This window comes from Allochromatium tepidum, from assembly GCF_018409545.1.
Lineage (GTDB): Bacteria > Pseudomonadota > Gammaproteobacteria > Chromatiales > Chromatiaceae > Thermochromatium > Thermochromatium tepidum_A.
In genome coordinates, this window is record NZ_AP024563.1 from 2,292,495 (window position 1) to 2,315,779 (window position 23,285).

Consider the following 23,285-nt stretch of genomic DNA (forward strand, 5'->3'; position numbering starts at 1 on the left):
GCGATTGGATGGATATTGAAACCGCCAGGGCGCGTCAAGCGCCTTGACGGTTCAAAAACACAGCGTCCGGATCAATCCGCCGCGACGGCCTGCTTTTCGATCCGCTCGTAGATCAGGAAGGGCTTGTTCTCGCCGTTGATGACCGAGGCGTCGATCACGACCTTGCTGACATGATCCATGGAGGGCAGATCGTACATGATGTCGAGCAGCACCTGCTCCATGATGGTGCGCAGTCCGCGCGCGCCGGTCTTGCGCTCCATCGCCTTGCGGGCGATCTCACGCAGGGCGTCGTCGCGGATCTCCAGTTGCACGCCTTCCATCTCGAACAGCCGCGCATACTGCTTGACCAGCGCATGCTTGGGTTCGGTGAGGATCAGCATCAACGCCGCTTCGTCGAGCTCCTCCAGGGTCGCCAGCACCGGCAGACGGCCGACGAACTCGGGGATGAGTCCGTAGCGGATCAGGTCTTCCGGCTCGACCGCACTCAGCAGTTCGCTGATCTGGCGGTTGTCGTCCTTGCTCTGGACTTCCGCCGAGAAGCCGATGCCGGTTTTCTTGGAGCGGTTCTGGATCACCTTGTCGAGACCGGCGAAGGCGCCGCCGACGATGAACAGGATGTTCGAGGTATCGACCTGCAGAAACTCCTGCTGCGGATGCTTGCGCCCGCCCTGCGGCGGCACCGAGGCGACGGTGCCCTCGATGAGCTTCAGGAGCGCCTGTTGCACACCCTCGCCCGAGACATCGCGCGTAATCGAAGGGTTGTCCGACTTGCGCGAGATCTTGTCGATCTCGTCGATATAGACGATGCCGGTCTGCGCCTTCTCGACGTCGTAGTCGCACTTCTGCAGGAGCTTCTGGATGATGTTCTCGACATCCTCGCCCACATAGCCGGCCTCGGTCAGGGTCGTGGCATCGGCAATGGTGAAGGGGACGTTGAGTAGACGCGCGAGCGTTTCGGCGAGCAGGGTCTTGCCCGAGCCGGTCGGACCGATGAGCAGGATATTGCTCTTGGCGATCTCGATGTCTTCCTTGGCCTCGGCGACTTCGAGCCGCTTGTAATGGTTGTAGACGGCGACCGAGAGGATTTTCTTGGCCTTCTCCTGCCCGATCACGAACTCGTCGAGCTTGGCATTGATCTCGCGCGGTTTGGGCAGATGGCTGGTGGTCTCGACGGCGTTCTCTTCCATCTCCTCGCGAATGATGTCGTTGCACAGCTCGACGCATTCATCGCAGATGAACACCGATGGACCCGCGATGAGCTTGCGCACTTCGTGCTGGCTCTTACCGCAGAAGGAACAATAGAGCAGTTTACCGTCGTCGCTCTTACTCATCGGGCGTAGATCTCCGGGGGGCTGTGAGGGATGCGACTCCTGCATTCCCGAATGAGGCGGGCTCAATCATAACCATTTGGGGGTATATGGCAAGAAACTTGAGCACGAACCTGGGACCCGGTCACGAATTTCGGCGGGATAGCCCCTGATCCGATCATTCGGGCCGGCTGGAGACGCCTGGGTCGTTCCGGTTCTGGAAGGTCGTCCCGCGATCGAGGCGAATTCGATGGCGCGGGACGGGTCTTTCGATGGCTGTTTCAGTGTTTCGGATCCTGAAGGCCGGGCGGTGATTGTCAGGACTTCTTGGCAGGTGCCGGGCCGCGCTCGGTGATGACCTGATCGATCAAGCCGTATTCGCGCGCCGTCTCGCCGTCCATGAAGCGGTCGCGATCCGTATCCTCGGCGATCTTCTCGATCGGCTGCCCCGTGTGATGGGACAGGATCCGATTGAGCCGCTCGCGGATGTAGAGGATCTCGCGCGCATGGATCTCGATGTCGGTCGCCTGACCCTGGAAGCCGCCGAGCGGCTGATGGATCATCATGCGCGAGTGCGGCAGACAGAACCGCTTGCCCGCCGCACCGCCGGCCAGCAGCAGCGCACCCATGCTCGCCGCCTGACCGATGCACATGGTGCTCACGTCGGGACGGATGAAGCGCATGGTGTCATAGATGGCCAGGCCGGCCGTGACCGAGCCGCCGGGCGAATTGATATAGAGATGGATGTCCTTGTCCGGATTCTCCGACTCCAGGAACAGCAGTTGCGCCACCACCAGATTCGCCATGTGGTCCTCGACCGGACCGACGAGAAAGATGACCCGCTCCTTGAGCAGACGCGAATAGATGTCGAACGAGCGTTCGCCGCGTGCGGTCTGCTCGACCACGATGGGCACCAGGCCTAGACCTTGTGGCTGCCAATCGGTGCGACTCAGGGATGTGCTCATGGCTGGAATCTTCGATTGATCGTTGAAAAGAGAGGGACGGAAGAGCGCTATCGTAGCGGCGTTTGCACGGCGGAATGACTCTGCCGCTTGTCGCCGCCGCCGAATGCGCGGACTTGACGGACACCCTATTGCTCGGTGAGTTGCGCAAAGGTCAGCGACTCGTCCTCGACCTGAGCCTGTTCGAGCATCAGCTCGACCACCTGTTCCTCCAGGACCAGCGCACGGACCGAACTCAGACGGTCGGCATCGGCATAGTAGTAATCGATCACTTCCTGCGGATGCTCATAGATCGACGCCATACGCTCGACGGTCTCGCGCACACGCTGCGGATCGGCCTTGATGTCGTTGTCGCGGATGATCTGACCCAGGATCAGACCCAGGGCGACTCGACGCTTGGCACCGGACTCGAACATCTCGGGCGGCAGACGCATCTGACCGCCGCCCAGGGCCTGACGCATCTGCTCGGCCATGGTGCGCGCCTCGCTCTCGACCAGCGCCTTGGGCAGCTCGACCGGGTTGGCGTCGTAGAGCATGTCCATCACCCGCTCCTTGGTGCGGGCGGTGAGACGCTCTTTCAACTCGCGTTCCATGTTGCGGCGCACATCGGCCTTGAAACGCTCGACGTCGCCGTCCTCGACCCCGAAGCTCTTGACGAACTCGGCATCGACCTCGGGCAGACGCGGCTCGGCGATCGATTCGATGGTCACGTCGAAGCGTACCGGCTTGCCGGCCAGATGTTCGGTCTGATAGCCCTCGGGGAAGGTCAGGTCGAGCGTGCGCGTCTCGCCGACGGTGGCGCCGATCAGACCATCCTCGAAGCCGGGGATCAGACGACCGGAGCCGAGTTCCAGCTTGAAGCCGTCGGTGGTGCCGCCCTCGAAGGGTTCGCCGTCGATCGTGCCGACGAAGCCGATGCTGAGCTGGTCGCCCGGCTGGGCCGGACGCTCGACGGACTCCCAGGTCTTGCGCTGTTCGCGCAGGCGCCGGATCATGTCGTCCAGATCGGTGTCGGTCAGCTCGCTCACCGGGCGCTTGACGACCTTGTCGTTCACCGGGGCCAACGTGATCTCCGGCATGACCTCGAAGGTCGCCGTATAAGCCATGCGACCGGCGTCGATGTCGAGATCGGGCTCGATGTGCGGCATCCCCGCCGGCATCAGCGACTCCTGCTCGAAGGCCTTGTAGAGGGTCTTCTGCACCATGTCGCCGAAGACTTCCTGGTGCAGCTCCATGTTGTAGCGCTGACGCAGCACCTTCATGGGCACCTTGCCGGGACGGAAGCCCGGCAGCTTGGCGCGACGTGCGAGCTGCTGTAACCGCTTCTCGACCTCGGCACCGACCTCATCGAACGGCAGGTCGACCCGCATCCGCCGCTTGAGTCCCTCGCCCGCTTCAACCGACACTTGCATTGAATTTCTCCCGCGGACGCCAAGCTGGTGCGCCACGCCTGTCAATAAAAATCTCGACGCCGCCCCGCATTCGCCTGGGCGGCGCCTTCAAAAGCCGGATAGTATAGCACGAACCGCGCACTTGACAGCGGGCCGGAGTCGTCATCGACGCTCCCGGCCGCTGCTGGAGGCCGGTATGCGCCTCCAGCGTCCAGCCGTGCTCAGATGACCTTGGAGAAGCCGATCGGGCCGGTCTTGACCGCCAGATAGGCATCGAAGGCCATGCAGATGTTGCGCACCAGCAGCCGGCCACGCGCCTGGATGCGGATACTGTCGGCGTCGACCGTGACCAGGCCGTCCTCTTCCATACCCTTGAGCTTGGTGAGACTGTCGGCGAAGTAGTCGTCGAAGACGATGTCCCACTTGGAGGCGACCGAAGCTTTATCCAGTTGGAAGTGGCAGATCAGCCGGGTGATGACGTCGCGCCGGATCAGATCGTCACGGTTGAGTTCGAGACCCCGGAACACCGGCAACCGTCCGGCGTCGATGTCGGCGTAGTACTCGTCCAGTTCGCGGCGGTTCTGGCCGTAGGTGTTGTCGATCATGCCGATCGAGGTCACACCGATGCCGATCAGGTCGCAATGGGCATGGGTCGAGTAACCCTGGAAGTTGCGGTACAGGGTGCCGGCGCGCTGGGCGACGGCCAGCTCGTCGTCGGGACGGGCAAAGTGATCCATGCCGATGAAGACATAGCCGGCCTCGGTCAGACGCGCGATGGTCGATTGCAGGATGTCGAGCTTGACCTGGGGTGCCGGCAGATCGGCCTCGTTGATGCGCCGCTGCGGCTTGAAGCGCTCGGGCAGGTGCGCATAGTTGAACACCGACAGACGCTGCGGATTGACCTCGATCACGCGCTCCAGGGTCTTCATGAAGCTCTCGACCGACTGGAACGGCAGGCCGTAGATCAGATCGATACTGGTCGAGCGGAAGCCCTCGGCGAGCGCGGCCTCCAGCACCGTCATGGTCTGGGCCTCGGTCTGGAAGCGGTTGACCGCCGCCTGGACCCGCTCGTCGAAGTCCTGCACGCCGAGACTCATGCGGTTGAAGCCGATTTGGCGCAACAGCTTGACCGTGGAGGCATCGGCCTCGCGCGGGTCGATCTCGATCGAGAACTCGCCGATGTCGTCATCGGCCAGGGTGAAGTGACGGCGCGTCACATCCATCAGCTCGACCATCTGGTCTTGGCTGAGGAAGGTCGGGGTGCCGCCGCCCCAGTGCAGTTGCTCGACCACGCGCGACTTGTCGAACAGCGACGACTGCATCTCCAGCTCGCGATAGACGCGCTCCAGATAGGGCGGCGCCAGCGAGCGGTCCTTGGTCGCGATCTTGTTGCAGGCGCAATAGAAGCAGACCGTGTCGCAGAAAGGGATGTGGAAATAGATCGAGAGCGGCCGACCGCTTTCGTTGCTGCGTGCGCAGGCTGCCTTGTAGGCCGCCTCGTCGAAGGACTCGTCGAACTCGACCGCCGTGGGATACGAGGTATAGCGCGGACCGCTCTGGTCGTAGCGACGAATCAAATCAAGGTCGAAGGAAACGCCTTGCTCCACCGTTCAATCCTCCAGCCGCGAGGAGCGCTTCCGGCTCCCGAGCGGCCCGTCGTGTAAAGCCTGTTCAGGCATCGTCCCCGCCGTGGCCGAATCCGGGCACTGGAATTCGGCCTCTGGTGCGGCGGGATGTGGGAATGTCAATCAGGAATAGAGCGCTTCCTCGATGAGCGGCCGGTATTCGAGGAGCTGCTCGCGCGTGAGCAGGAAGACCCCCTCACCGCCGCGCTCGAATTCGATCCAGGTGAAGGGCACGCCCGGCAGACGCGACTCCAGGAAGGGCAGCGAGTTGCCGACCTCGACGACCAGGATGCCGCGCTCGTTGAGATGGGCGGCGGCCTCATCGAGGATGCGCATTACGATGTCGAGTCCGTCCTCACCGGCGAGCAGCCCCAGATGCGGCTCGTTGTGATACTCGGCCGGCAGCGCCTCGAACTCGGCGCGTGAGACATAGGGCGGATTGGAGACGATCACGTCGTAACGCTGATCGCCGAGCGCAGCGAACAGATCGGACTCGAAGACATGCACCCGGTCGCCGACGCCATGGCGCTCGACGTTGTCGCGGGCGACGGCCAGGGCCTCGGGCGAGATGTCGACCAGATCGACATCGGCATCCGGCAGATAGACCGCCGCCGCGATACCGATACAACCGCTGCCGGTGCACAGATCCAGCACCCGACCGACGCGATCGGCGTCGATCCAGGGATCGAACCCGACCTCGACCAGCTCGGCGATCGGCGAGCGCGGCACCAGCACCTGTTCGTCGACCCGGAACTCCAGTCCCGCGAACCAGGCGCGTCCGATCAGATAGGCCGCCGGCACGCGCTCGACGACCCGGCGCTCGATGAGCTCGCAGACGCGCACCCGCTCAACCGGGGTGAGCCGGCAGTCGCGGAAGTTCGCGGGCAGATTGGGGTCGAGGTGCAGGGCGCTCAACACCAGCAACGCCGCCTCGTCGATGGCGTTGTCGGTACCGTGCCCGAAGTGGAGACCGGCCGCATTGAAGCGACTCGCGCCCCAGCGCACGAAGTCCTGAATCGAGATCAAACCGTCCGGCTGCTCTGCCATGGCGCCCATACATCGTCAAGCTGTGGTTGAAAAGGCCGAGCCGTCCGCCGATCGGGTCCGGCGGGCGGCCTGGACAGAAGCTGTGAAGCATACCATTGCCGGGACGGTTTTTTCAGCGCCGGAAATGCGATCCCACGGCGATCAGGCGGCGCGCCGCTGTTTTTCGGTTTCGAGCGTGACGCGCGGCGCGGCGAATTCGAGCTTGGGATGTCCGCCCCGATCGACCAGATCCTGAAGCGAGATGTCGCTGAGAAACTTGAAGATCTCGTCGCTCAACTGGTCCCAGAGATGATGGGTCAGACAGCGCTGGCCTTCGTGACAGTTCTGGCGTCCGCCGCAGCGCGTCAGCTCCACCCACTCGTCGACGGCACAGATGATGTTGGCGATCGAGATCTCGCTCGGCGCACGGCCCAGATAATAGCCGCCGCCCGGACCGCGCACGCCGCGCACCAGCTTCTTGGCGCGCAGGGCGGCGAACAGTTGTTCCAGATAGGACAGTGAGATGCCTTGACTGGATGAGATGTCCGCCAGCGTCACCGGTCCCTTGCCGGCGTGCAGGGCCAGGTCGAGCATGGCGGTCACGGCGTATCTGCCTTTGGTCGATAGTCTCATGGTTGTGCTGCCTGCTTGGGGATGAGAATTGTCATTGGACTAAATTAGTCAACAATTCCCTTATTTCAAGCATGGCTCGCACATGAGCCGATCAGCGGTGCTATAAGGGCTGGGCGAGACAGGCAGGCGACGCGCCGGCAGCCGACGAGCGCCGCCCGTCGATCGGGTTCGGATCGGGCGCGAAGCCATGCCCCTGACGCAGACAGAACATCAGCCATTTGGACAAGAACAGATTGGCCCGCCATTTGTCGGCCAGGGCCGGATGGGCGTACCTGGTGCGCAGGGGCAGCATGGACTGACGCAGCTCCAGCACCTCGACCTGCCGGGCGTCGTGGTAGACACGCAGCCGGGCATCCGGGTCGGAATGGGTCTCCAGCGTCTCGGCGTCCGTGAAGCGATGGGTCAGATGCACCAGGGTGGTGTAGCGTGCCTGTTCCTCGATCTCCAGAGAGAGATCGACGGTTCCTGGACGCCGTGAAAGGCGCTGTCCGGCCGGATAGGCGTTCAGCTCCGGGGCCAGACGTCGCAGTAGAACGAAATTCTCCTCACACAGGCTCATCAGGGCGCCGACATCCGGGTGCCCCGCGATCAGTTTGAGGAGAAAGGTGCGGTCGAGCGCGAATTGCATCGAGGGTGGAACGTGCAGAGCGCGACACGATCGACCGGGGCGCTCACGCCCCGTCGTCTCGCGTCGTTGGCGTCAGCCGATCAAGCCTGAGCGTTGGACTGCTCGGCGATCTGACGACGCACGTCGTCCATGTCGAGTTCGCCGGCCTTGGTGAGCAGATCGCGGAAGGAACCCTCGGGTAGCGCGCCGGCCTGCGAGAAGATGATGATCCGGTCGCGGAAGATCATCAGCGTCGGAATGGAGCGGATCTGGAAATGGCCCGCGATCGCCTGATGCTCTTCGGTGTTGAGCTTGGCGAAGACGATGTCCGGAAAGTCCTCCGAGACCTTTTCGTAGACGGGTGCGAAGGAACGACAGGGGCCGCACCAGGGCGCCCAGAAGTCGACGATCACGAAGGCGTTGTTCTGAATGGTTTGTTCGAAATTGGCGGTATCGAGCTCGACGACGGCCATGAGGCTCCCCCGTTGGATGAAAAGTTGAGCGAAAGACTAACAGAAACGGCAGTTCCCCGTGGCCTGACCCGGCTCGATGCGCGCAGGGTCGGGATTGGCAACGCGGCTGGGAAGACGCGCTGGCGGTCGACTCAGAGCGCTTCGAGTCCGGCGATGATCTGGTCGCGGATACCCTCGACCTGCCCGATACCGTGGATCTTGAGATAGCGCGGCGCACCCTCCCCGCCCTGCTCGGCCCAGGAGGAGTAATAGCCGATCAGCGGCTCGGTCTGGTCGTGATAGACCTGAAGGCGCGCCTTGACGGTCTCCTCGCGGTCGTCGTCGCGCTGGATCAGCGGTTCGCCGGTCTCGTCGTCGTGGCCCTCGACCTTGGGCGGATTGAAGACGATGTGATAGGTACGACCTGAGGCCAGATGCACGCGCCGGCCGGACATGCGCTTGATGATCTCCTCGTCCGGCACGTCGATCTCGACCACGGCGTCGATGTGGATACCGGCGTCCCTGAGTGCGTCGGCCTGGGCCAGGGTACGCGGGAAGCCGTCGAACAGGAAGCCGTTGGCGCAATCGGGTTCGGCGATGCGCTCCTTGACCATGCCGATGATGATGTCGTCGGAGACCAGGCCGCCCTCATCCATGATCTTCTTGGCGGCCAGACCCAGCTCGGTGCCCTGCTTGACGTGCGCGCGCAGCATGTCGCCGGTCGAGATCTGCGGGATGTCGAAGTGCGACTTGATGAAACCGGCCTGGGTGCCCTTACCCGCGCCTGGGCCGCCGAGCAGGATGATGCGCATGCTGTGATCTCCTCGATGGAACAGTTGAATTATTTGATGGAAAACCCGAATCCCACGCAGTATGCCATGCCCCTTGGCGGCGCGACCACCCGAATCAGCCGAGCGGCACGGCCTGGAGATCGTCCAATGGAAACGGACATCGCCGGTCGCCCGAGGATGTCCGCTGTGATCAGGGATCAGCCGCCGGCCATCATCATGTTGAGCATCAGCTTATTGAGACGCCCGACGAAGGCCGCCGGATCGTCGAGCTGACCGCCCTCGGCCAGTTGCGCCTGATCGAACAGGATCGAGGCCAGATCATTGAAGCGCCCCTCGTCCGACTCGGACTCCAGACGCCGCACCAGCAGATGATCCAGATTGACCTCCAGGATCGGTTTGGTCTCGGGCGCACTCTGACCGACCGCCTTGAGCACGCGCGCCAGATTGGCGCTCATGTCGTCGGCGCCGACCACCAGACAGGCCGGTGAATCGACCAACCGGGTGCTGGGACGCACTTCGGCGACCTGCTCGCCGAGCGCGCTCTTGAGCCGATCCAGCAGCGGCTTGTGCTCGGTCGCGGCCTTCTTCTTGGCTTCCTGCTCCTCCTTGTCGGCCAACTCGCCGAGATCCAGGTCGCCCTTGGCGACCGACTGGAGCGACTTGCCCTTGTACTCGTGCAGATGGCTGACCAGCCACTCGTCGACGCGGTCGGAGAGCAAGAGCACCTCGACGCCCTTCTTGCGAAAGACTTCCAGATGCGGGCTGTGACGCGCCGCCGCCGGGCTGTCGGCGGTGATGTAGTAGATCTTGTCCTGACCCTCCTTCATGCGCTCGATATAGGCGTCGAGCGACTCACGCTGCTCGCTGCCCTCGCTGTGGGTGGTCGAGAAGCGCAGGAGACCCGCGATCCGCTCCTTGTTGGCGAAGTCCTCGGCCGGGCCTTCCTTCAGCACCTTGCCGAACTCGTCCCAGAAGGTCGCGTACTTTTCCGGCTCATCCTTGGCCAGGGTTTCGAGCAGACCCAGCACCCGCTTGGTGTTGGCCTGACGGATGGTATCGATCTTGCGGTTGTGCTGGAGGATCTCGCGCGAGACGTTCAGCGGCAGGTCGTCGGAGTCGACGATGCCCTTGACGAAGCGCAGATAGTGCGGCATCAGCTTGTCGGCCTCGTCCATGATGAAGACGCGGCGCACATAGAGCTTCACGCCGTGCTTCTGGTCGCGGTCGAACAGATCCCAGGGCGCCTTGCTCGGCACATAGAGGAGCGCGGTGTATTCGTTGGTGCCCTCGACCCGGTTGTGGGCATAGGCCAGCGGCGGCAGGAAGTCGTGCGAGACATGCTTGTAGAAGTCGTTGTATTCCTCTTCCGTGATGTCCGACTTGTTGCGCATCCACAGCGCCGTGCCGCGGTTGACCTGCTCGAACTCGGGCGGCGCGCCCTTCTTCTGCTCGGCCTCTTCGCCGTAGTACTCCTTGGCCATCTCGACCGGGATGGCCAGATGGTCGGAGAACTTGCCGATGATCGAGCGCAGACGCCAGCTATCCAGGAATTCTTTCTCGTCCTCCTTGAGATGCAGGGTGACGTCGGTGCCGCGTCCGGCCTTCTCGACCGTTTCGATCGTATAGCTGCCGCGTCCGTCGGACTCCCAGCGCACGCCATGCTCGGCCCCGAGTCCGGCGCGGCGCGACACCAGCGTCACCTTGTCGGCGACGATATAGGCCGAATAGAAGCCGACGCCGAACTGACCGATGAGGGTGCTGTCCTTGGCCTGATCGCCCGACAGGCTCTCGATGAAGCGGCGGGTGCCTGAGCTGGCGATGCTGCCGATGGTCTCGACCACTTCATTACGGCTCAGACCGATGCCGTTGTCCGAGATCGTGACCGTGCCGGCCTCGCGATCGACCGTGATGCGGATGCGCAGCGCCGAATCGCCCTCATAGAGTCCGTCGTCGCTCAGAGCCTCGAAACGGAGTTTTTCAGCGGCGTCCGAGGCGTTGGAGACCAGTTCGCGCAGAAAGATCTCCTTGTTCGAGTAGAGCGAGCGGATCACCAGATCCAGCACCTGACTCACCTCGGCCTTGAACTCCAGTGTTTCCTTATGCGCTTCGACTGTCATCTTTGGGTACTTACCTTGCTGTGAAATGTGGGGGATGGGCGCAAATTGTCGCGCGCCGCTTATTGTCGCACGGGGCCGGGGGGATACAATGCCCATCAACGTCGGCATCGCCCCGTTCTCGTCACGGCCGTCCCGCCGCCGCGCGCCGGCTGCTCAGTGAAGTCTATTCAACCACAATTCAAGGGTTTGAAGATGGAAACGATCCGCATCGCCACCACGCCGTTCGAGGGTCAGCGCCCCGGAACCTCCGGGTTGCGCAAGAAGGTCAGGGTCTTCCAGCAACCGGGCTACCTGGAGAACTTCGTCCAGTCGATCCTCGACACCCTGCCCGAACTCCGGGGCGGCAGCCTGGTGGTCGGCGGCGATGGGCGCTATTTCAATCGCGAGGCGATCCAGATCATCCTGCGGCTGGCGGCGGCCAACGGCGTGCGGCGGCTCATCGTCGGGCGCGGCGGACTGTTCTCGACACCGGCCGTCTCCCGTGTCATCCGCAAATACAAGACCCAGGGCGGCATCGTGCTCTCGGCCAGCCACAATCCCGGCGGGCCGGACGAGGACTTCGGCATCAAGTTCAATTCGGCCAATGGCGGCCCGGCCCCCGAATCCGTCACCGAGGCGATCTTCGAGCGCACCAAGACCATCGACCGTTATCTGACGCTCGACACGCCGCCGGTCGATCTCGACCAGATCGGCACCTGCCAGCTTGGTGAGACAGAGATCGAAATCATCGACCCGGTCAGTGACTATGCCGATTTGATGGAGGCGTTGTTCGACTTCGACGCCATCCATCATCTGTTCAACTCCGGCCATTTCCGGATGCGTTTCGACGCCATGCACGCCATCACCGGTCCCTATGCGATCGAGATCCTGGAGAACCGGCTCGGCGCCGCGCCCGGCACCGTGATGAACGGCGTGCCGCTGGAGGACTTCGGCGGCGGTCATCCCGACCCCAATCTCGCCCATGCCCAGGAACTGGTCGCCATGATGCACGGGTCGGACGGACTCGATTTCGGCGCGGCGTCCGATGGCGACGGCGACCGCAACATGATCCTCGGACGCGACTGCTTCGTCACCCCGAGCGACAGTCTCGCCATCCTCGCCGCCAACGCCCATCTGCTGCCGGGCTATCGGCAGGGCATCCGGGGCATCGCTCGCTCGATGCCGACCAGTCAGGCGGCCAATCGGGTCGCGGATTTCCTGGGGATCGAGTGCTTCGAGACGCCCACCGGCTGGAAGTTCTTCGGCAATCTGCTCGACGCCGGGCGCATCACGCTCTGCGGCGAGGAGAGCTTCGGCACCGGCTCCGACCATGTGCGCGAGAAGGATGGGCTGTGGGCGGTGCTGTTCTGGCTCAATCTGCTGGCGGTGCGTCAGCAGTCGGTCGCCGAGATCCTGACCGATCACTGGAAGCGCTTCGGGCGTAACTTCTACACCCGGCACGATTACGAGGGCGTGGATCTGGAAGCCGCCGAGGGGCTGGTCGATCATCTGCGCCGACTGCTGCCCGATCTGCCGGGGCGTCAACTTGGTACGGAGACCGTAAGCTATGCCGACGACTTCGCTTACACCGACCCCATCGACGGCAGCGTCTCCGAGCGTCAGGGCATCCGCATCGGCTTTGAGAGCGGCGCGCGGATCGTCTATCGGCTCTCGGGCACAGGCACCTCGGGGGCCACACTGCGGGTCTATCTCGAATACTTCGAGCCGGATCCGGCGCTGCACCACAGCGATACTCAGGACGCGATGCGCCCGCTCGTCCTCATCGCGCGCGAACTGGCCCAGATCGAATCCCGCACCGGACGCACCGAGCCGGATGTCGTGACCTGACGGGGTTTACTTGCTTGTGGTGGAATAGACGAAGCGCGTCGCAATGAAAACGATGGGGCCGATCCGAAAATATTTACATTGGACCGATTGCAATCGTCGAAAATCATCTAAACTTCCATCCATGGTCACCGATACACTCGGGTGACGCACCGAATTTCCTGGCCGAGCCAGGTCACGCTGTCCTCCTCGTCTCTCTTCTGCGAGAGACTTTTCGACCCGGCACACCGCCGGGTCTTTTTTTGCCTGAACGCAAAAAGGCCGGGGAACGACCCCGGCCCTTGGCTCGACGTATCAGCGATCAGCCGTCGTGCGTGTCAGCGGCTCAGGCTCAAGCGGCTTTGGCGGCGGCTGCATGCTCGATGGCCGGATTGGCGCCGGCACCACGGATCTCGATGCGCCGCGGCTTCATTGCCTCGGGCACCTCGCGCACCAGATCGATGTGCAGCAGACCGTTCTCCAGACGCGCCTCCTCGACTTTCACATAGTCGGCGAGCTGGAAACGACGCTCGAAGGCCCGGTTGGCGATACCGCGATAGAGGAAATTCCCCTCGCTCTCGGTCGCCTGACGCTGACCATTGACGGTGAGCAGGTTCTCCTTGGCCTCGATGCTCAGTTCACCCTCAGTGAAACCGGCTACGGCGAGCGTGATGCGATAGCGATTCTCGTCGAGCAGCTCGACGTTGTAGGGCGGATAGCCGCCCGGCTCGGTGCGATAGGCCGTCTCCAGCGCATTGGCCAGACGATCGAAGCCGATCATGGAGCGGAACAGGGGCGAGAAGTCGAGCGTGGACATGACATATCCTCCAAATTGAGCAATATGGACAGACAGTTGGCGTTCGTGATGAACCGCCGGTTGGGCGATCCCCCGAGGGGCGATCACTTGCATGAAAATATAGGCATCGATTAGCACTCTGTCAAGGGGAGTGCTAATTCTTGACGCCCTTGCCCCTGGTGGCCATCATGCGCAGTTACTCAGCGCCGTTCGTCATCAAAGTGTCATGCGCAACCTTTAGAGTTCGACCAAGGCGATCTCCAGCCCACACAGCCGCGCTTTGCGACCCGAGCGCGCCGTCTCCCCGACCCTTCCCCCACGAGTTTGCATAGATTCGATGACAGACCTGGCCACACCCTATTACTTGATCGACGAGTCCCGGCTCAAGCACAACCTTGAGATCATCCGGCAGGTGCGCGAACGCTCCGGCGCCAAGTCGGTGCTGGCGCTCAAGTGTTTCTCGACCTGGTGTGTGTTCGATCTGATGCGCCGGTACATGGACGGCACCACCAGCAGTTCGCTCTACGAGGCGCGTCTGGGGTACGAGACGTTCGGCGGCGAGACCCACGCCTACAGTGTCGGCTTTTCGCGCGACGAGGTGCTGGCGGTGCGCGAGTTCGCCGACAAGCTCATCTTCAACTCGCTGTCGCAGCTGCGGCGGTTCCATCCGGACGTGGCGGGCCTGAACCTGGGTGTGCGCGTCAATCCGGGCATCAGCTATTCGAACTTCGATCTGGCCGATCCGGCGCGGCGCTATTCGCGGCTGGGCGTCAGCGACACGGCGGCGCTGGCCGAGGTCGCACCCTGGCTCAAGGGGCTGATGTTCCATTTCAACTGCGAGAACCCGGACGTCGACAACATCCGCGCCTCGCTCGAAACCCTCGGGCGCGAATACGGCGAGCTGCTGCACCGGATGGAATGGGTGAGTCTCGGCGGCGGGCTGTCCTTCACCCAGGACGGCTATGCGCTGGATGCCTTCTGCGAGGCTCTGCGCGCGTTCAGCCGGACGTTCGACATCCAGGTCTATCTGGAGCCGGGCGAGGCGGCCGTCACCCAGAGCACCGAGCTCGTGACCACCGTGCTCGACGTGGTGCACAATGAGGTCGACATCGCCATCATCGACGCCTCGCTGGAGGCGCACATGCTCGACCACCTCGTCTATCGCACTCATCCCCGGCTCGCGAGTCCGCCGCCCGGCGAACATCGGATGATGGTCGCCGGACGCACCTGTCTGGCCGGTGACGTCTTCGGTGACTTCAAACTGGCCGCACCGCTGCAAGTCGGCGACGAAGTACGCATCGCCGATGCCGGCGGGTACACCATGGTCAAGGTCAACTGGTTCAACGGCGTGGCCATGCCCGCGATCGTGGTGCGTCGGCTCGACGGCACCCTGGAGCGCGTGCGCGCGTTCGGTTATGAGGACTTCAAGCGCAGTCTGTCCTGATCCGCACCCGCCGGCGACCCCTGTTTTCCAAGCCACTTTTCAACCACAGCAACGTCCAATCGAGAACTCCATGAAGAAAAACGTGCTGATCATCGGCGCCGGCGGCGTCGCGCATGTGGCCGCGCACAAGGCGGCGATGAACAATGACGTGCTGGGCGACATCTGTATCGCCTCGCGCACCCAGTCCAAGTGCGATGAGATCATCGAGAGCATCCAGCGCAAGGGGCATCTCAAGGATCCGTCCAAGAAACTCTATTCGCGCCGGATCGATGCGCTCGACATCCCGGCGACCGTCGAGCTGATCCGCGAGACCAACTCCGAGATCGTCATCAATCTCGGTCAGGCATTCCTCAACATGTCGATCCTGGAGGCCTGTCTCGAAACCGGCGTCGCCTATATCGACACCGCCATCCACGAAGATCCGGACAAGGTCTGCGAGGATCCGCCCTGGTATGCCAACTATGAGTGGAAGCGCAAGGACCGCTGCGCCGAGAAGGGCGTGACCGCCATCCTCGGCGCCGGTTTCGATCCGGGCGTGGTCAACGCCTACTGCGCGCTGGCGGTCAAGCGTTACTTCGACAAGATCGAGACCATCGACATCATCGACGTCAACGCCGGCAGCCACGGTAAGTATTTCGCCACCAACTTCGACCCCGAGATCAACTTCCGCGAATTCGTCAAGGTCTGGACCTGGATCGACCGTCAGTGGAAGGAGTATCCGACCCACACGGTCAAGCGCGTCTATGATCTGCCGGTGGTCGGCCCCTCGCCCATCTATCTCAACGGCCATGACGAGCTGCACTCGCTGTCGCAGAACATCGACGCCGAGAGCATCCGGTTCTGGATGGGCTTCGGCGATCACTACATCAACGTCTTCACCGTGCTGCGCACCCTGGGCTTCCTCAACCATCTGCCGGTCAAGCTCGCCGACGGTCAGGAAGTGGTGCCGCTCAAGGTGGTCAAGGCCCTGTTACCCGATCCCAAGACGCTGGCCCCAAACTACACCGGCAAGACCTGCATCGGCAACTTCGTCAAGGGAATCAAGGACGGCAAGCCGCGCGAACTGCTGATCTATCAGGTCTCGGACCACAAGGCGGCCTATGAGGAAGTGGAATCGCAGGGCATCAGCTACACAGCCGGCGTGCCGCCGGTCGCCGCGGCCATGCTGATCGCCGACGGCGCCTGGGACACCCGAACCATGGTCAACGTCGAGGAACTGGACCCGGAGCCGTTCATCGCCATCCTCGACCGCATCGGCCTGCCGACCGAATTCAAGGAGATCGAACCGGGCAGCGCCGAGTCCTTCGACGGCACCGTGCGCGATCTGGAGACCGAGATCGCCGAGTCGACCGCGACCGTCACCATCTCGGCGGCCAATCCCATGATCGCCGTCGCGCCCAAGCCGCGTTGATTGGTTAGCTTCCAGCGGTCAGCCGGCGGCTGGAAGCCGGCAGCCGATTTCCTGACTCTCATCGAGGACAACGCGATGCGTTTCCGTTTTCCAGTCGTCATCATCGACGAGGACTTCCGCTCCGAGAACGCGAGCGGTCTCGGCATTCGCGCGCTCGCCAAGGCGATCGAGAGCGAGGGTCTGGAGGTGCTCGGCGTCACCAGCTATGGCGATCTGACCTCGTTCGCCCAGCAGCAGAGCCGCGCCTCCTGTTTCATCCTGTCGATCGACGACGAGGAGTTCGGCAGCGGCTCGCCCGAGGAGGCGCTCGAAGCACTGGCGACCCTGCGCGCCTTCGTCCAGGAAGTGCGGCTGCGCAACGAGGACATCCCGATCTTCCTCTACGGCGAGACCCGCACCTCGCGCCATATCCCGAACGATGTGCTCAAGGAGCTGCACGGCTTCATCCACATGTTCGAGGATACGCCCGAGTTCATCGCCCGCTATGTGGCGCGCGAGGCGCGGGTCTATCTCGACAGTCTGGCCCCGCCCTTCTTCCGCGCGCTCACCCACTATGCCGCCGACAGCTCCTACTCCTGGCACTGTCCGGGACACTCGGGCGGCGTGGCCTTCCTCAAGAGTCCGGTCGGACAGATGTTCCACCAGTTCTTCGGCGAGAACATGCTGCGCGCCGATGTCTGCAACGCGGTCGACGAACTCGGTCAACTGCTCGATCACTCCGGCCCGGTGGCCGCCTCCGAGCGCAACGCCGCGCGCATCTTCAACTGCGACCATCTGTTCTTCGTCACCAACGGCACCTCGACCTCGAACAAGATCGTCTGGCACTCGACCGTCGCGCCCGACGACATCGTGGTGGTCGACCGCAACTGCCACAAGTCGATCCTGCACGCCATCATCATGACCGGGGCGATCCCGGTGTTCCTGATGCCGACGCGCAATCATTACGGCATCATCGGCCCGATCCCGCTCGATGAGTTCAAGCCCGAGAACATCCGGCGCAAGATCGCCGCCAATCCCTTCGCCAAAGGGATCGATGCCAAGCCGCGTGTGCTGACCATCACCCAGAGCACCTATGACGGCGTGCTCTACAACGTCGACACCATCAAGTCGCTGCTCGACGGCGAGATCGACACCCTGCTGTTCGACGAGGCCTGGCTGCCGCATGCCTCCTTCCACGACTTCTATGTCGGGATGCACGCCATCGGCAAGGACCGCCCGCGCTGTCATGAATCGATGGTGTTCGCCACCCAGTCGACGCACAAGCTGCTCGCCGGACTCTCGCAAGCCTCGCAGATCCTGGTGCAGGAGTCCGACCAGCGCCGGCTGGACCGCAACAGCTTCATCGAAGCCTATCTGATGCACTCCTCGACCAGTCCGCAGTACGCCATCATCGCCTCGTGCGACGTAGCGGCGGCCATGATGGAGCCGCCCGGCGGCACGGCGCTGGTGCACGAGTCGATCATGGAGGCGCTCGACTTCCGGCGCGCCATGCGCAAGGTCGATGCCGAGTTCGGCGAGGACTGGTGGTTCAAGGTCTGGGGACCGGACTATCTGGCCGAGGAAGGCATCGGCGAGCGCGACGACTGGATGCTGCACGCCGACGACCACTGGCACGGCTTCGGCGAGCTGGCGCCCGGTTTCAACATGCTCGATCCGATCAAGGCCACGGTCATCACGCCTGGACTGAACATGGACGGTGAGTTCTCCGAATCGGGCATCCCGGCGGCGATCGTCACCAAATATCTGGCCGAGCATGGGATCGTGGTCGAGAAGACCGGGCTGTACTCGTTCTTCATCATGTTCACGATCGGCATCACCAAGGGCCGCTGGAACACCATGGTGACGGAACTCCAGCAGTTCAAACACGACTACGACCGCAATCAGCCGCTGTGGCGCGTGCTGCCCGAGTTCATCCAGGCCCATCCGCGCTATGAGAAGATCGGTCTGCGCGATCTGTGCGATGAGATCCACGGCATCTACAAGGCCAATGATGTCGCGCGCCTGACGACGGATATGTATCTGTCCGACATCGTGCCGGCGATGAAGCCGGCAGTGGCCTTCGCCAAGATGGCCCATCGCGAGATCGAACGGGTCAGGATCGATGATCTCGAAGGGCGCGTGACCAGCGTGCTGCTGACACCCTATCCGCCCGGTATTCCGCTGCTGATTCCGGGTGAGCGCTTCAATGCCACCATCGTGCGCTATCTCCAGTTCGCGCGCGAGTTCAACACCCGCTTCCCCGGCTTCGAGACCGACATCCATGGTCTGGTCAAGGAGGAGAGCGGCGGCGAGGTCGGCTATTTCGTCGACTGCGTCAAACCGCTGTGAGGTCGGGGAGATCCAGGGTGATCCACACCGGGCAGTGGTCGGAAGGTTTGTCCATCGCCCGGATGGCATAGTCGATCCCGACGTCGAGCAGGCGCTCGCGCAAGGGCGCGGAGACTAGGATATGGTCGATACGCAGACCATGTTTCGGCTCGCGCTCGAAGCCGCGCGAGCGGTAGTCGAACCAACTGAAGCGGTCGGCGGCTTCTGGATGGCGGGCGCGGTAGGCGTCGATCAGCCCCCAGTCGAGCAGGATCTGGAACCACTCGCGTTCCTCGGGCAGGAAGGCGCATTTCCCGGTGCGCAGCCAGCGCTTGGCGTTGTCGGCGCCGATCCCGATATCCAGGTCCAGCGGCGCGACGTTCATGTCGCCGAGCAGGACGAGGTTCTGGTCCGGGCGGAAGGCGGTGCGCAGATAGTTCAGCAAATCGGCATAGAACTTCTGCTTGGCGGGGAACTTCAGCGGATGATCGCGGCCCTCGCCTTGCGGGAAGTAGCCGTTGATGACCGTGACTTCGTCACCGTCGGCGAGCCGATATTGACCTAATATCAACCGACGCTGGGCTTCTGCCTCGTCGTTCGGCAATCCCTTGATGACGGTGCGCGGTGCCTGTTTGCTCAGGAGCGCCACGCCATAGTGTCCCTTTTGACCGTGGATCTGGGTGTCATAACCAAGTTCGCGCGCCCAATCGAGCGGAAACTGCTCGTCGGCGACCTTGGATTCCTGCAGGGCGATGATGTCGGGGTCGAGTCCGGCCTTGAGCGCCTCGACCTGATGCGGGCGGGCGCGAACGCCGTTGATGTTGAACGAGACGATCTTGAGCACCTGCATTCTCCCGACGGATTCCAGAACCAAACGACACATCCCTTTGTAATCGATCGGAGACTCCAATGTCACTGCCACAGGCGTTCAAAGGTCATCGCGGCGAGTATCTCGTCGCGCTCCAGTTCGTGCTGTTCTTCGCCTTCATCCTGGCGCCAAACTGGAATCCGCTGGCCAGCGCCGGGGTGCTGGCGGTGCTGGAGCCGGTGCGCTGGGCCGCGCTCGGCGCTCTGGGGCTGGTGGCGCTGGTGTTCGGCGGCTTCGGCGTGCTGCACATCCGCGACTATCTCACGCCCCTGCCCTATCCGGTCGACCACAGCCAGTTGGTCAAGCATGGCGTCTATGCCTGGGTGCGCCACCCGCTCTACAGCAGCCAGCTCTTCGCCGCGCTCGGCTGGACGCTCTACACCCTGAGCCTGACCCATCTGCTGATCCTGGCGATCGGCTTCGTCTTCTTCGACTACAAGGCCGGCAAGGAGGAAGCCTGGCTGACCGAACGTCATCCCGAATATACCGACTATGCGCGTGCGGTGCGCAAGTTCGTGCCCTGGATCTATTGAGGCCGTCGGCTAGAATCAAGGCTGCTCCGAATTTCATAACCCAAGTTGCCGCCTTGAAGGGCGAGGTGCGGATCAGCACACTCTGAGCCGAGCATCGATCCGGACTACAGGGTATGGGTCGGACGTTCGGAGGCGAGCGCGCCGGCCAGATATTCCTCGATCTTGCGCCGGGTGGCGCCCTTGTCCTGATCGTTGAACTGCACACCGACCCCGACGGCGCGATTGCCCTCGGCTCCGGTAGGCGTGATCCAGACCACGCGCCCGGCGACCGGGATGCGATCGGGCTCCTCCATCAACTGGAGCAGCAGAAAGATCTCGTCGCCGAGCTGATAGCTCTTATTGGTGGGGATGAAGAGCCCGCCATTCTTGATGAAGGGCATGTACGAGGCATACAGGGAACTTTTGTCCTTGATGGCGAAGCTCAGGATGCGTTGCTGACCACCGAGTCCGCCCAATGGATTGGGTGTGCTCATCCGCTCGATCCTCCAGTCCCGCTGTGTGCCGACCGGACGATCCGCGACCAGTCGATGGCCAGGGATTCCAGCAGCAACTGTTGATTGAGATTGCTCTCACCCAGGGCGCGTGCTTCCAGGATGCGCTTGAGGAAGCGATGTCCCGCCGCCGGGTCGAGCCGTTGCGCCAGCGCCGCCAGTTCGTCCCGTCGATCCGGGTGATCGAGCCGGGGCGGTGTGGCGCAGACGCCCAGCCGCAGCAGATCGCCCATGACGCCGGCGAGCCAGTCGAGGATACGCCCGGCGCCGATCTCGTTCCAGCGTCCGGCGACCGTGACCGGATCGCCGCGTCCGCGCGCGATCTCCAGGAATCCGTTCAGACACTGACTGCGCTGCTCCAGCCGGGTGTCGTCGGCGCTTTCGGCCAGGGCGCGCAACGGGGCGCCATGCGCCAAACGCAGCCGCAACGGCCAGTCCGCGCGCGGTTCGCGTGAGGCCAACCAGCTCAGCGCCGCCGCCTCGTCCGGAATCGGCACCGGGATCAGCAGACAGCGACTGCGGATGGTCGCCGGCAGGCGTCCGATGCGCTCGCCGATCAGACAGAGGACGCTGTGTCCGGTCGGCTCTTCCAACGTCTTGAGCAGTGCATTGGCGGCGGCCTGATTGAGCCTGTCGGCCGGATCGATCAGGGCGACCTTGAAGGGGGCGCGGCTCGGGGTCAGGGACTCGCGCTCGGCGAACTGTCGTACCGCGTCGATGGGGATCTCGCCCGATTTGCTCTCCGGATCGGGGCCGACCTCGATCAGATCCGGATGGCTACCGGCAGCGAGTAGATGACAATCGGCACACTGACCGCAGGCCAGCCCTTGGGCGTTCGGAGTCCGGCACAGCAGCGACTGGGCCAATGCATGCGCCAGCGCACGTTTGCCGACGCCGTTCGGCCCCGAGATCAGCAGCCCATGTGCCAGCCGATCGGCGGCGCGCGAAGCTTGCAGACGCGACCAGATCGACTCCGTCCAGGGCAAGGGAACCTCGAACGATCGTGGCGACGGCAAGGCCGATTTCGACGGAGCGGATTCGGCGCGCGTCGGACTCATGAGCGCGACTCCAGCAAGTCGACGAAGGCGTTCAGTTCAGCACCGACAGCCTGAGTCACGGTTTCAAGGGGGGCCGTGGCGTCGATCACCCGATAGCGCTCCGGATTGGCCCCCGCCCGTTCGAGATAGACCGCCCGCGCCGCCTCGAAGAAGCGTTGAGTTTCGGACTCGAAACGATCGACTCGACCCGCGCACGACTTGGCACGCCCGAGTCCGAGTTCCGGCGGCAGATCGAAGACGAGCGTCAGATCCGGTCGCAGTTCGCCCTGCACCAGCGTTTCGAGCAGACCGATCCGCACCGGATCGATCCCGCGCCCGCCGCCCTGATAGGCATAGGTGGAATCGGTGAAGCGGTCGCAGAGCACCCAGTGTCCGGCCTTGAGCGCCGGTAGGATGCGTCGCTCCAGATGATCGGAACGCGCAGCGAACATCAGCAGCAGCTCGGTCGTCTCGCTCATGCCCTGGTTGTCCGGGTCGAGCAGCAACGCGCGCAGACGCTCGGCCAGCGGCGAGCCGCCCGGCTCGCGGGTGGTGAGCACTTCGAGACCGCGCGCGCGCAACAGCTCGGCCAGAGGCGCGATCTGGGTCGATTTGCCCGCACCCTCGATGCCTTCGAGCGTGATGAAGCGTCCGCGTTTAGCCATCAGTCGTTCCGGTTCAGGATATAGCGGCGCACCGCCTGATTGTGCTCTTCGAGCGTGCGCGAGAACTGATGACTGCCATCGCCCTTGGACACGAAGTAGAGCTCGTCGCCATCCTCCGGATTGAGCGCCGCGCGGATCGCTTCGCGCCCGACCAGGGCGATGGGCGTCGGCGGCAGACCATTGATGACATAGGTATTGTAGGGCGTCGCCTCGCGCAGATCGGCCCGGCGGATGTTGCCGTCGTAACGCTCGCCCAGACCGTAGATGACGGTCGGATCGGTCTGGAGCCGCATCCCGCGCTGGAGACGGCGGGTGAAGACGCCGGAGATACGCGGGCGCTCATCTGCAATCGCGGTCTCCTTCTCGATGATCGAGGCCAGGATCAGCGCCTCATAGGGCGTCGAGATCGGCAGGTTCGGCGCGCGCTTCTCCCACTCCTCGGCCAGGATCCGATCCATGCGGGTCAGCGAGCGCTTGAGGATGTCGAGCGCGCCGGTCCGGCGCGGAAAGCGATAGGTATCGGGGAAGAACAGGCCCTCGGGATGTGCGTCGGGGCGCCCGAGCCGGGCCATGATCTCGGCGTCGGACAGATCCGAAAGCCTGGAACCGCCGGCGAAGACCTCGTGACCGTCGAGCGCCGCCAGTGCCTGCCGGAAGGTCCAGCCCTCGACCAGGGTGAGACTGTATTCGACCACCCGACCCGAGGTGATCAGCTCCAGGACGCGCGGCGGCGTCATGTCGCGCGTGAGTGCGTACTCGCCCGCCTTGAGCCGCCCCTGATCGCCCTGGAGATAGGCCAGCGCGATGAAATAGGTCGGACGCGCGATCAGCCCTTGTTCGTGCAGACGCCTGGCCAGGGTGCGCAGGGACGTCCCACGCGGCACGTCGAACAGGACGCGCTCCTCGACGCCCTGGATCGGCATCGACAGGAAGCAGTGATAGTCGCGCCACAGCGCCCCGACCAGAAAGCCGGCGACGAGGACGACGAGCATGAGCAGTGCGACGATACGTTTCGACAT

21 protein-coding genes are annotated in these 23,285 nt (G+C 63.4%); 5 read left to right on the top strand and 16 right to left on the bottom strand.

All coding sequences use genetic code 11. From position 1 onward, the window contains the following. Window positions 1–71: 71 nt before the first annotated feature. The 10 genes from clpX to htpG all read right to left on the bottom strand — a co-directional run bounded on the left by clpX (window position 72) and on the right by htpG (window position 10,911). On the bottom strand, window positions 72–1,331 hold the full coding sequence (gene clpX, locus Atep_RS11025) for an ATP-dependent Clp protease ATP-binding subunit ClpX (RefSeq protein ID WP_213378569.1): 1,260 nt from the start codon (window positions 1,329–1,331) through the stop codon (window positions 72–74). 293 nt (window positions 1,332–1,624) lie between these two features. Beyond that, complete coding sequence (clpP, locus tag Atep_RS11030) at window positions 1,625–2,272, bottom strand: ATP-dependent Clp endopeptidase proteolytic subunit ClpP (RefSeq protein WP_213378570.1); 648 nt, start codon at window positions 2,270–2,272, stop codon at window positions 1,625–1,627. Window positions 2,273–2,397: 125 nt separating this feature from the next. Beyond that, window positions 2,398–3,681, bottom strand: coding sequence for a trigger factor (tig, locus tag Atep_RS11035; protein ID WP_213378571.1), 1,284 nt, complete (start codon window positions 3,679–3,681; stop codon window positions 2,398–2,400). Between the two features lie 200 nt (window positions 3,682–3,881). Further along, complete coding sequence (gene hemN / locus Atep_RS11040) at window positions 3,882–5,267, bottom strand: oxygen-independent coproporphyrinogen III oxidase (protein WP_213378572.1); 1,386 nt, start codon at window positions 5,265–5,267, stop codon at window positions 3,882–3,884. A 141-nt stretch (window positions 5,268–5,408) separates the two neighbouring features. Next, window positions 5,409–6,332, bottom strand: a complete 924-nt coding sequence (prmB, locus tag Atep_RS11045; protein WP_213378573.1) for a 50S ribosomal protein L3 N(5)-glutamine methyltransferase — start codon at window positions 6,330–6,332, stop codon at window positions 5,409–5,411. 141 nt (window positions 6,333–6,473) lie between these two features. Further along, entirely contained in the window at window positions 6,474–6,944 is a 471-nt protein-coding gene (locus tag Atep_RS11050; RefSeq protein WP_213378574.1) for an Rrf2 family transcriptional regulator, read from the bottom strand. A 100-nt stretch (window positions 6,945–7,044) separates the two neighbouring features. Continuing rightward, window positions 7,045–7,572 (bottom strand): DUF1249 domain-containing protein, encoded by a 528-nt coding sequence (locus tag Atep_RS11055; RefSeq protein ID WP_236786152.1) that lies wholly within the window; start codon window positions 7,570–7,572, stop codon window positions 7,045–7,047. An 80-nt stretch (window positions 7,573–7,652) separates the two neighbouring features. Further along, entirely contained in the window at window positions 7,653–8,024 is a 372-nt protein-coding gene (gene trxA, locus Atep_RS11060) for a thioredoxin (RefSeq protein ID WP_213378575.1), read from the bottom strand. Between the two features lie 131 nt (window positions 8,025–8,155). Then, complete coding sequence (gene adk, locus Atep_RS11065; RefSeq protein ID WP_213378576.1) at window positions 8,156–8,815, bottom strand: adenylate kinase; 660 nt, start codon at window positions 8,813–8,815, stop codon at window positions 8,156–8,158. 176 nt (window positions 8,816–8,991) lie between these two features. Beyond that, on the bottom strand, window positions 8,992–10,911 hold the full coding sequence (htpG, locus tag Atep_RS11070; RefSeq protein WP_213378577.1) for a molecular chaperone HtpG: 1,920 nt from the start codon (window positions 10,909–10,911) through the stop codon (window positions 8,992–8,994). 192 nt (window positions 10,912–11,103) lie between these two features. Between htpG and Atep_RS11075 the strand changes: the two genes are divergently transcribed. Beyond that, window positions 11,104–12,738: an alpha-D-glucose phosphate-specific phosphoglucomutase gene (locus Atep_RS11075; RefSeq protein WP_213378578.1), complete on the top strand. Its 1,635-nt coding sequence runs from the start codon at window positions 11,104–11,106 to the stop codon at window positions 12,736–12,738. A 328-nt stretch (window positions 12,739–13,066) separates the two neighbouring features. On the opposite strand, the gene Atep_RS11080 is transcribed toward Atep_RS11075, so the two are convergent. Beyond that, window positions 13,067–13,531, bottom strand: a complete 465-nt coding sequence (locus Atep_RS11080) for an Hsp20 family protein (protein ID WP_213378579.1) — start codon at window positions 13,529–13,531, stop codon at window positions 13,067–13,069. Window positions 13,532–13,847: 316 nt separating this feature from the next. On the opposite strand from Atep_RS11080, the gene nspC reads away from it, so the two are divergent. The 3 genes from nspC (at window position 13,848) to Atep_RS11095 (ending at window position 18,693) form a co-directional block, all read left to right on the top strand. Next, window positions 13,848–14,954 carry a carboxynorspermidine decarboxylase gene (gene nspC / locus Atep_RS11085; RefSeq protein ID WP_213378580.1) on the top strand — a complete coding sequence of 369 codons (1,107 nt, stop codon included), beginning with the start codon at window positions 13,848–13,850 and terminating at the stop codon, window positions 14,952–14,954. Between the two features lie 70 nt (window positions 14,955–15,024). Beyond that, the gene (locus Atep_RS11090) at window positions 15,025–16,365 is read left to right on the top strand and encodes a saccharopine dehydrogenase family protein (protein WP_213378581.1); all 1,341 of its coding nucleotides are present in this window, start codon (window positions 15,025–15,027) and stop codon (window positions 16,363–16,365) included. Window positions 16,366–16,440: 75 nt separating this feature from the next. Further along, complete coding sequence (locus tag Atep_RS11095) at window positions 16,441–18,693, top strand: arginine/lysine/ornithine decarboxylase (RefSeq protein ID WP_213378582.1); 2,253 nt, start codon at window positions 16,441–16,443, stop codon at window positions 18,691–18,693. Here the strand turns inward: Atep_RS11095 and xthA are convergent. Beyond that, entirely contained in the window at window positions 18,680–19,516 is an 837-nt protein-coding gene (gene xthA / locus Atep_RS11100; protein WP_213381587.1) for an exodeoxyribonuclease III, read from the bottom strand. The two genes, Atep_RS11095 and xthA, sit on opposite strands and share 14 nt — an antisense overlap. A 65-nt stretch (window positions 19,517–19,581) precedes the next feature. Here xthA and Atep_RS11105 point away from each other — a divergent pair, with 65 nt between their 5' ends. After that, window positions 19,582–20,073, top strand: a complete 492-nt coding sequence (locus Atep_RS11105) for a methyltransferase family protein (RefSeq protein WP_213378583.1) — start codon at window positions 19,582–19,584, stop codon at window positions 20,071–20,073. A gap of 104 nt (window positions 20,074–20,177) precedes the next feature. Here Atep_RS11105 and Atep_RS11110 read toward each other — a convergent pair whose 3' ends face one another. The 4 genes from Atep_RS11110 to mltG are packed head-to-tail and all read right to left on the bottom strand — an operon-like array spanning window position 20,178 to window position 23,285. Then, window positions 20,178–20,546, bottom strand: a complete 369-nt coding sequence (locus Atep_RS11110) for a PilZ domain-containing protein (RefSeq protein ID WP_213378584.1) — start codon at window positions 20,544–20,546, stop codon at window positions 20,178–20,180. Beyond that, window positions 20,543–21,622, bottom strand: coding sequence for a DNA polymerase III subunit delta' (holB, locus tag Atep_RS11115; RefSeq protein ID WP_213378585.1), 1,080 nt, complete (start codon window positions 21,620–21,622; stop codon window positions 20,543–20,545). Before holB ends, Atep_RS11110 begins: the two co-directional genes overlap by 4 nt. Next, entirely contained in the window at window positions 21,619–22,266 is a 648-nt protein-coding gene (gene tmk / locus Atep_RS11120; RefSeq protein ID WP_213378586.1) for a dTMP kinase, read from the bottom strand. Before tmk ends, holB begins: the two co-directional genes overlap by 4 nt. Continuing rightward, window positions 22,266–23,285: an endolytic transglycosylase MltG gene (mltG, locus tag Atep_RS11125; protein ID WP_213378587.1), complete on the bottom strand. Its 1,020-nt coding sequence runs from the start codon at window positions 23,283–23,285 to the stop codon at window positions 22,266–22,268. The genes tmk and mltG overlap by 1 nt, the downstream gene beginning before the upstream one ends.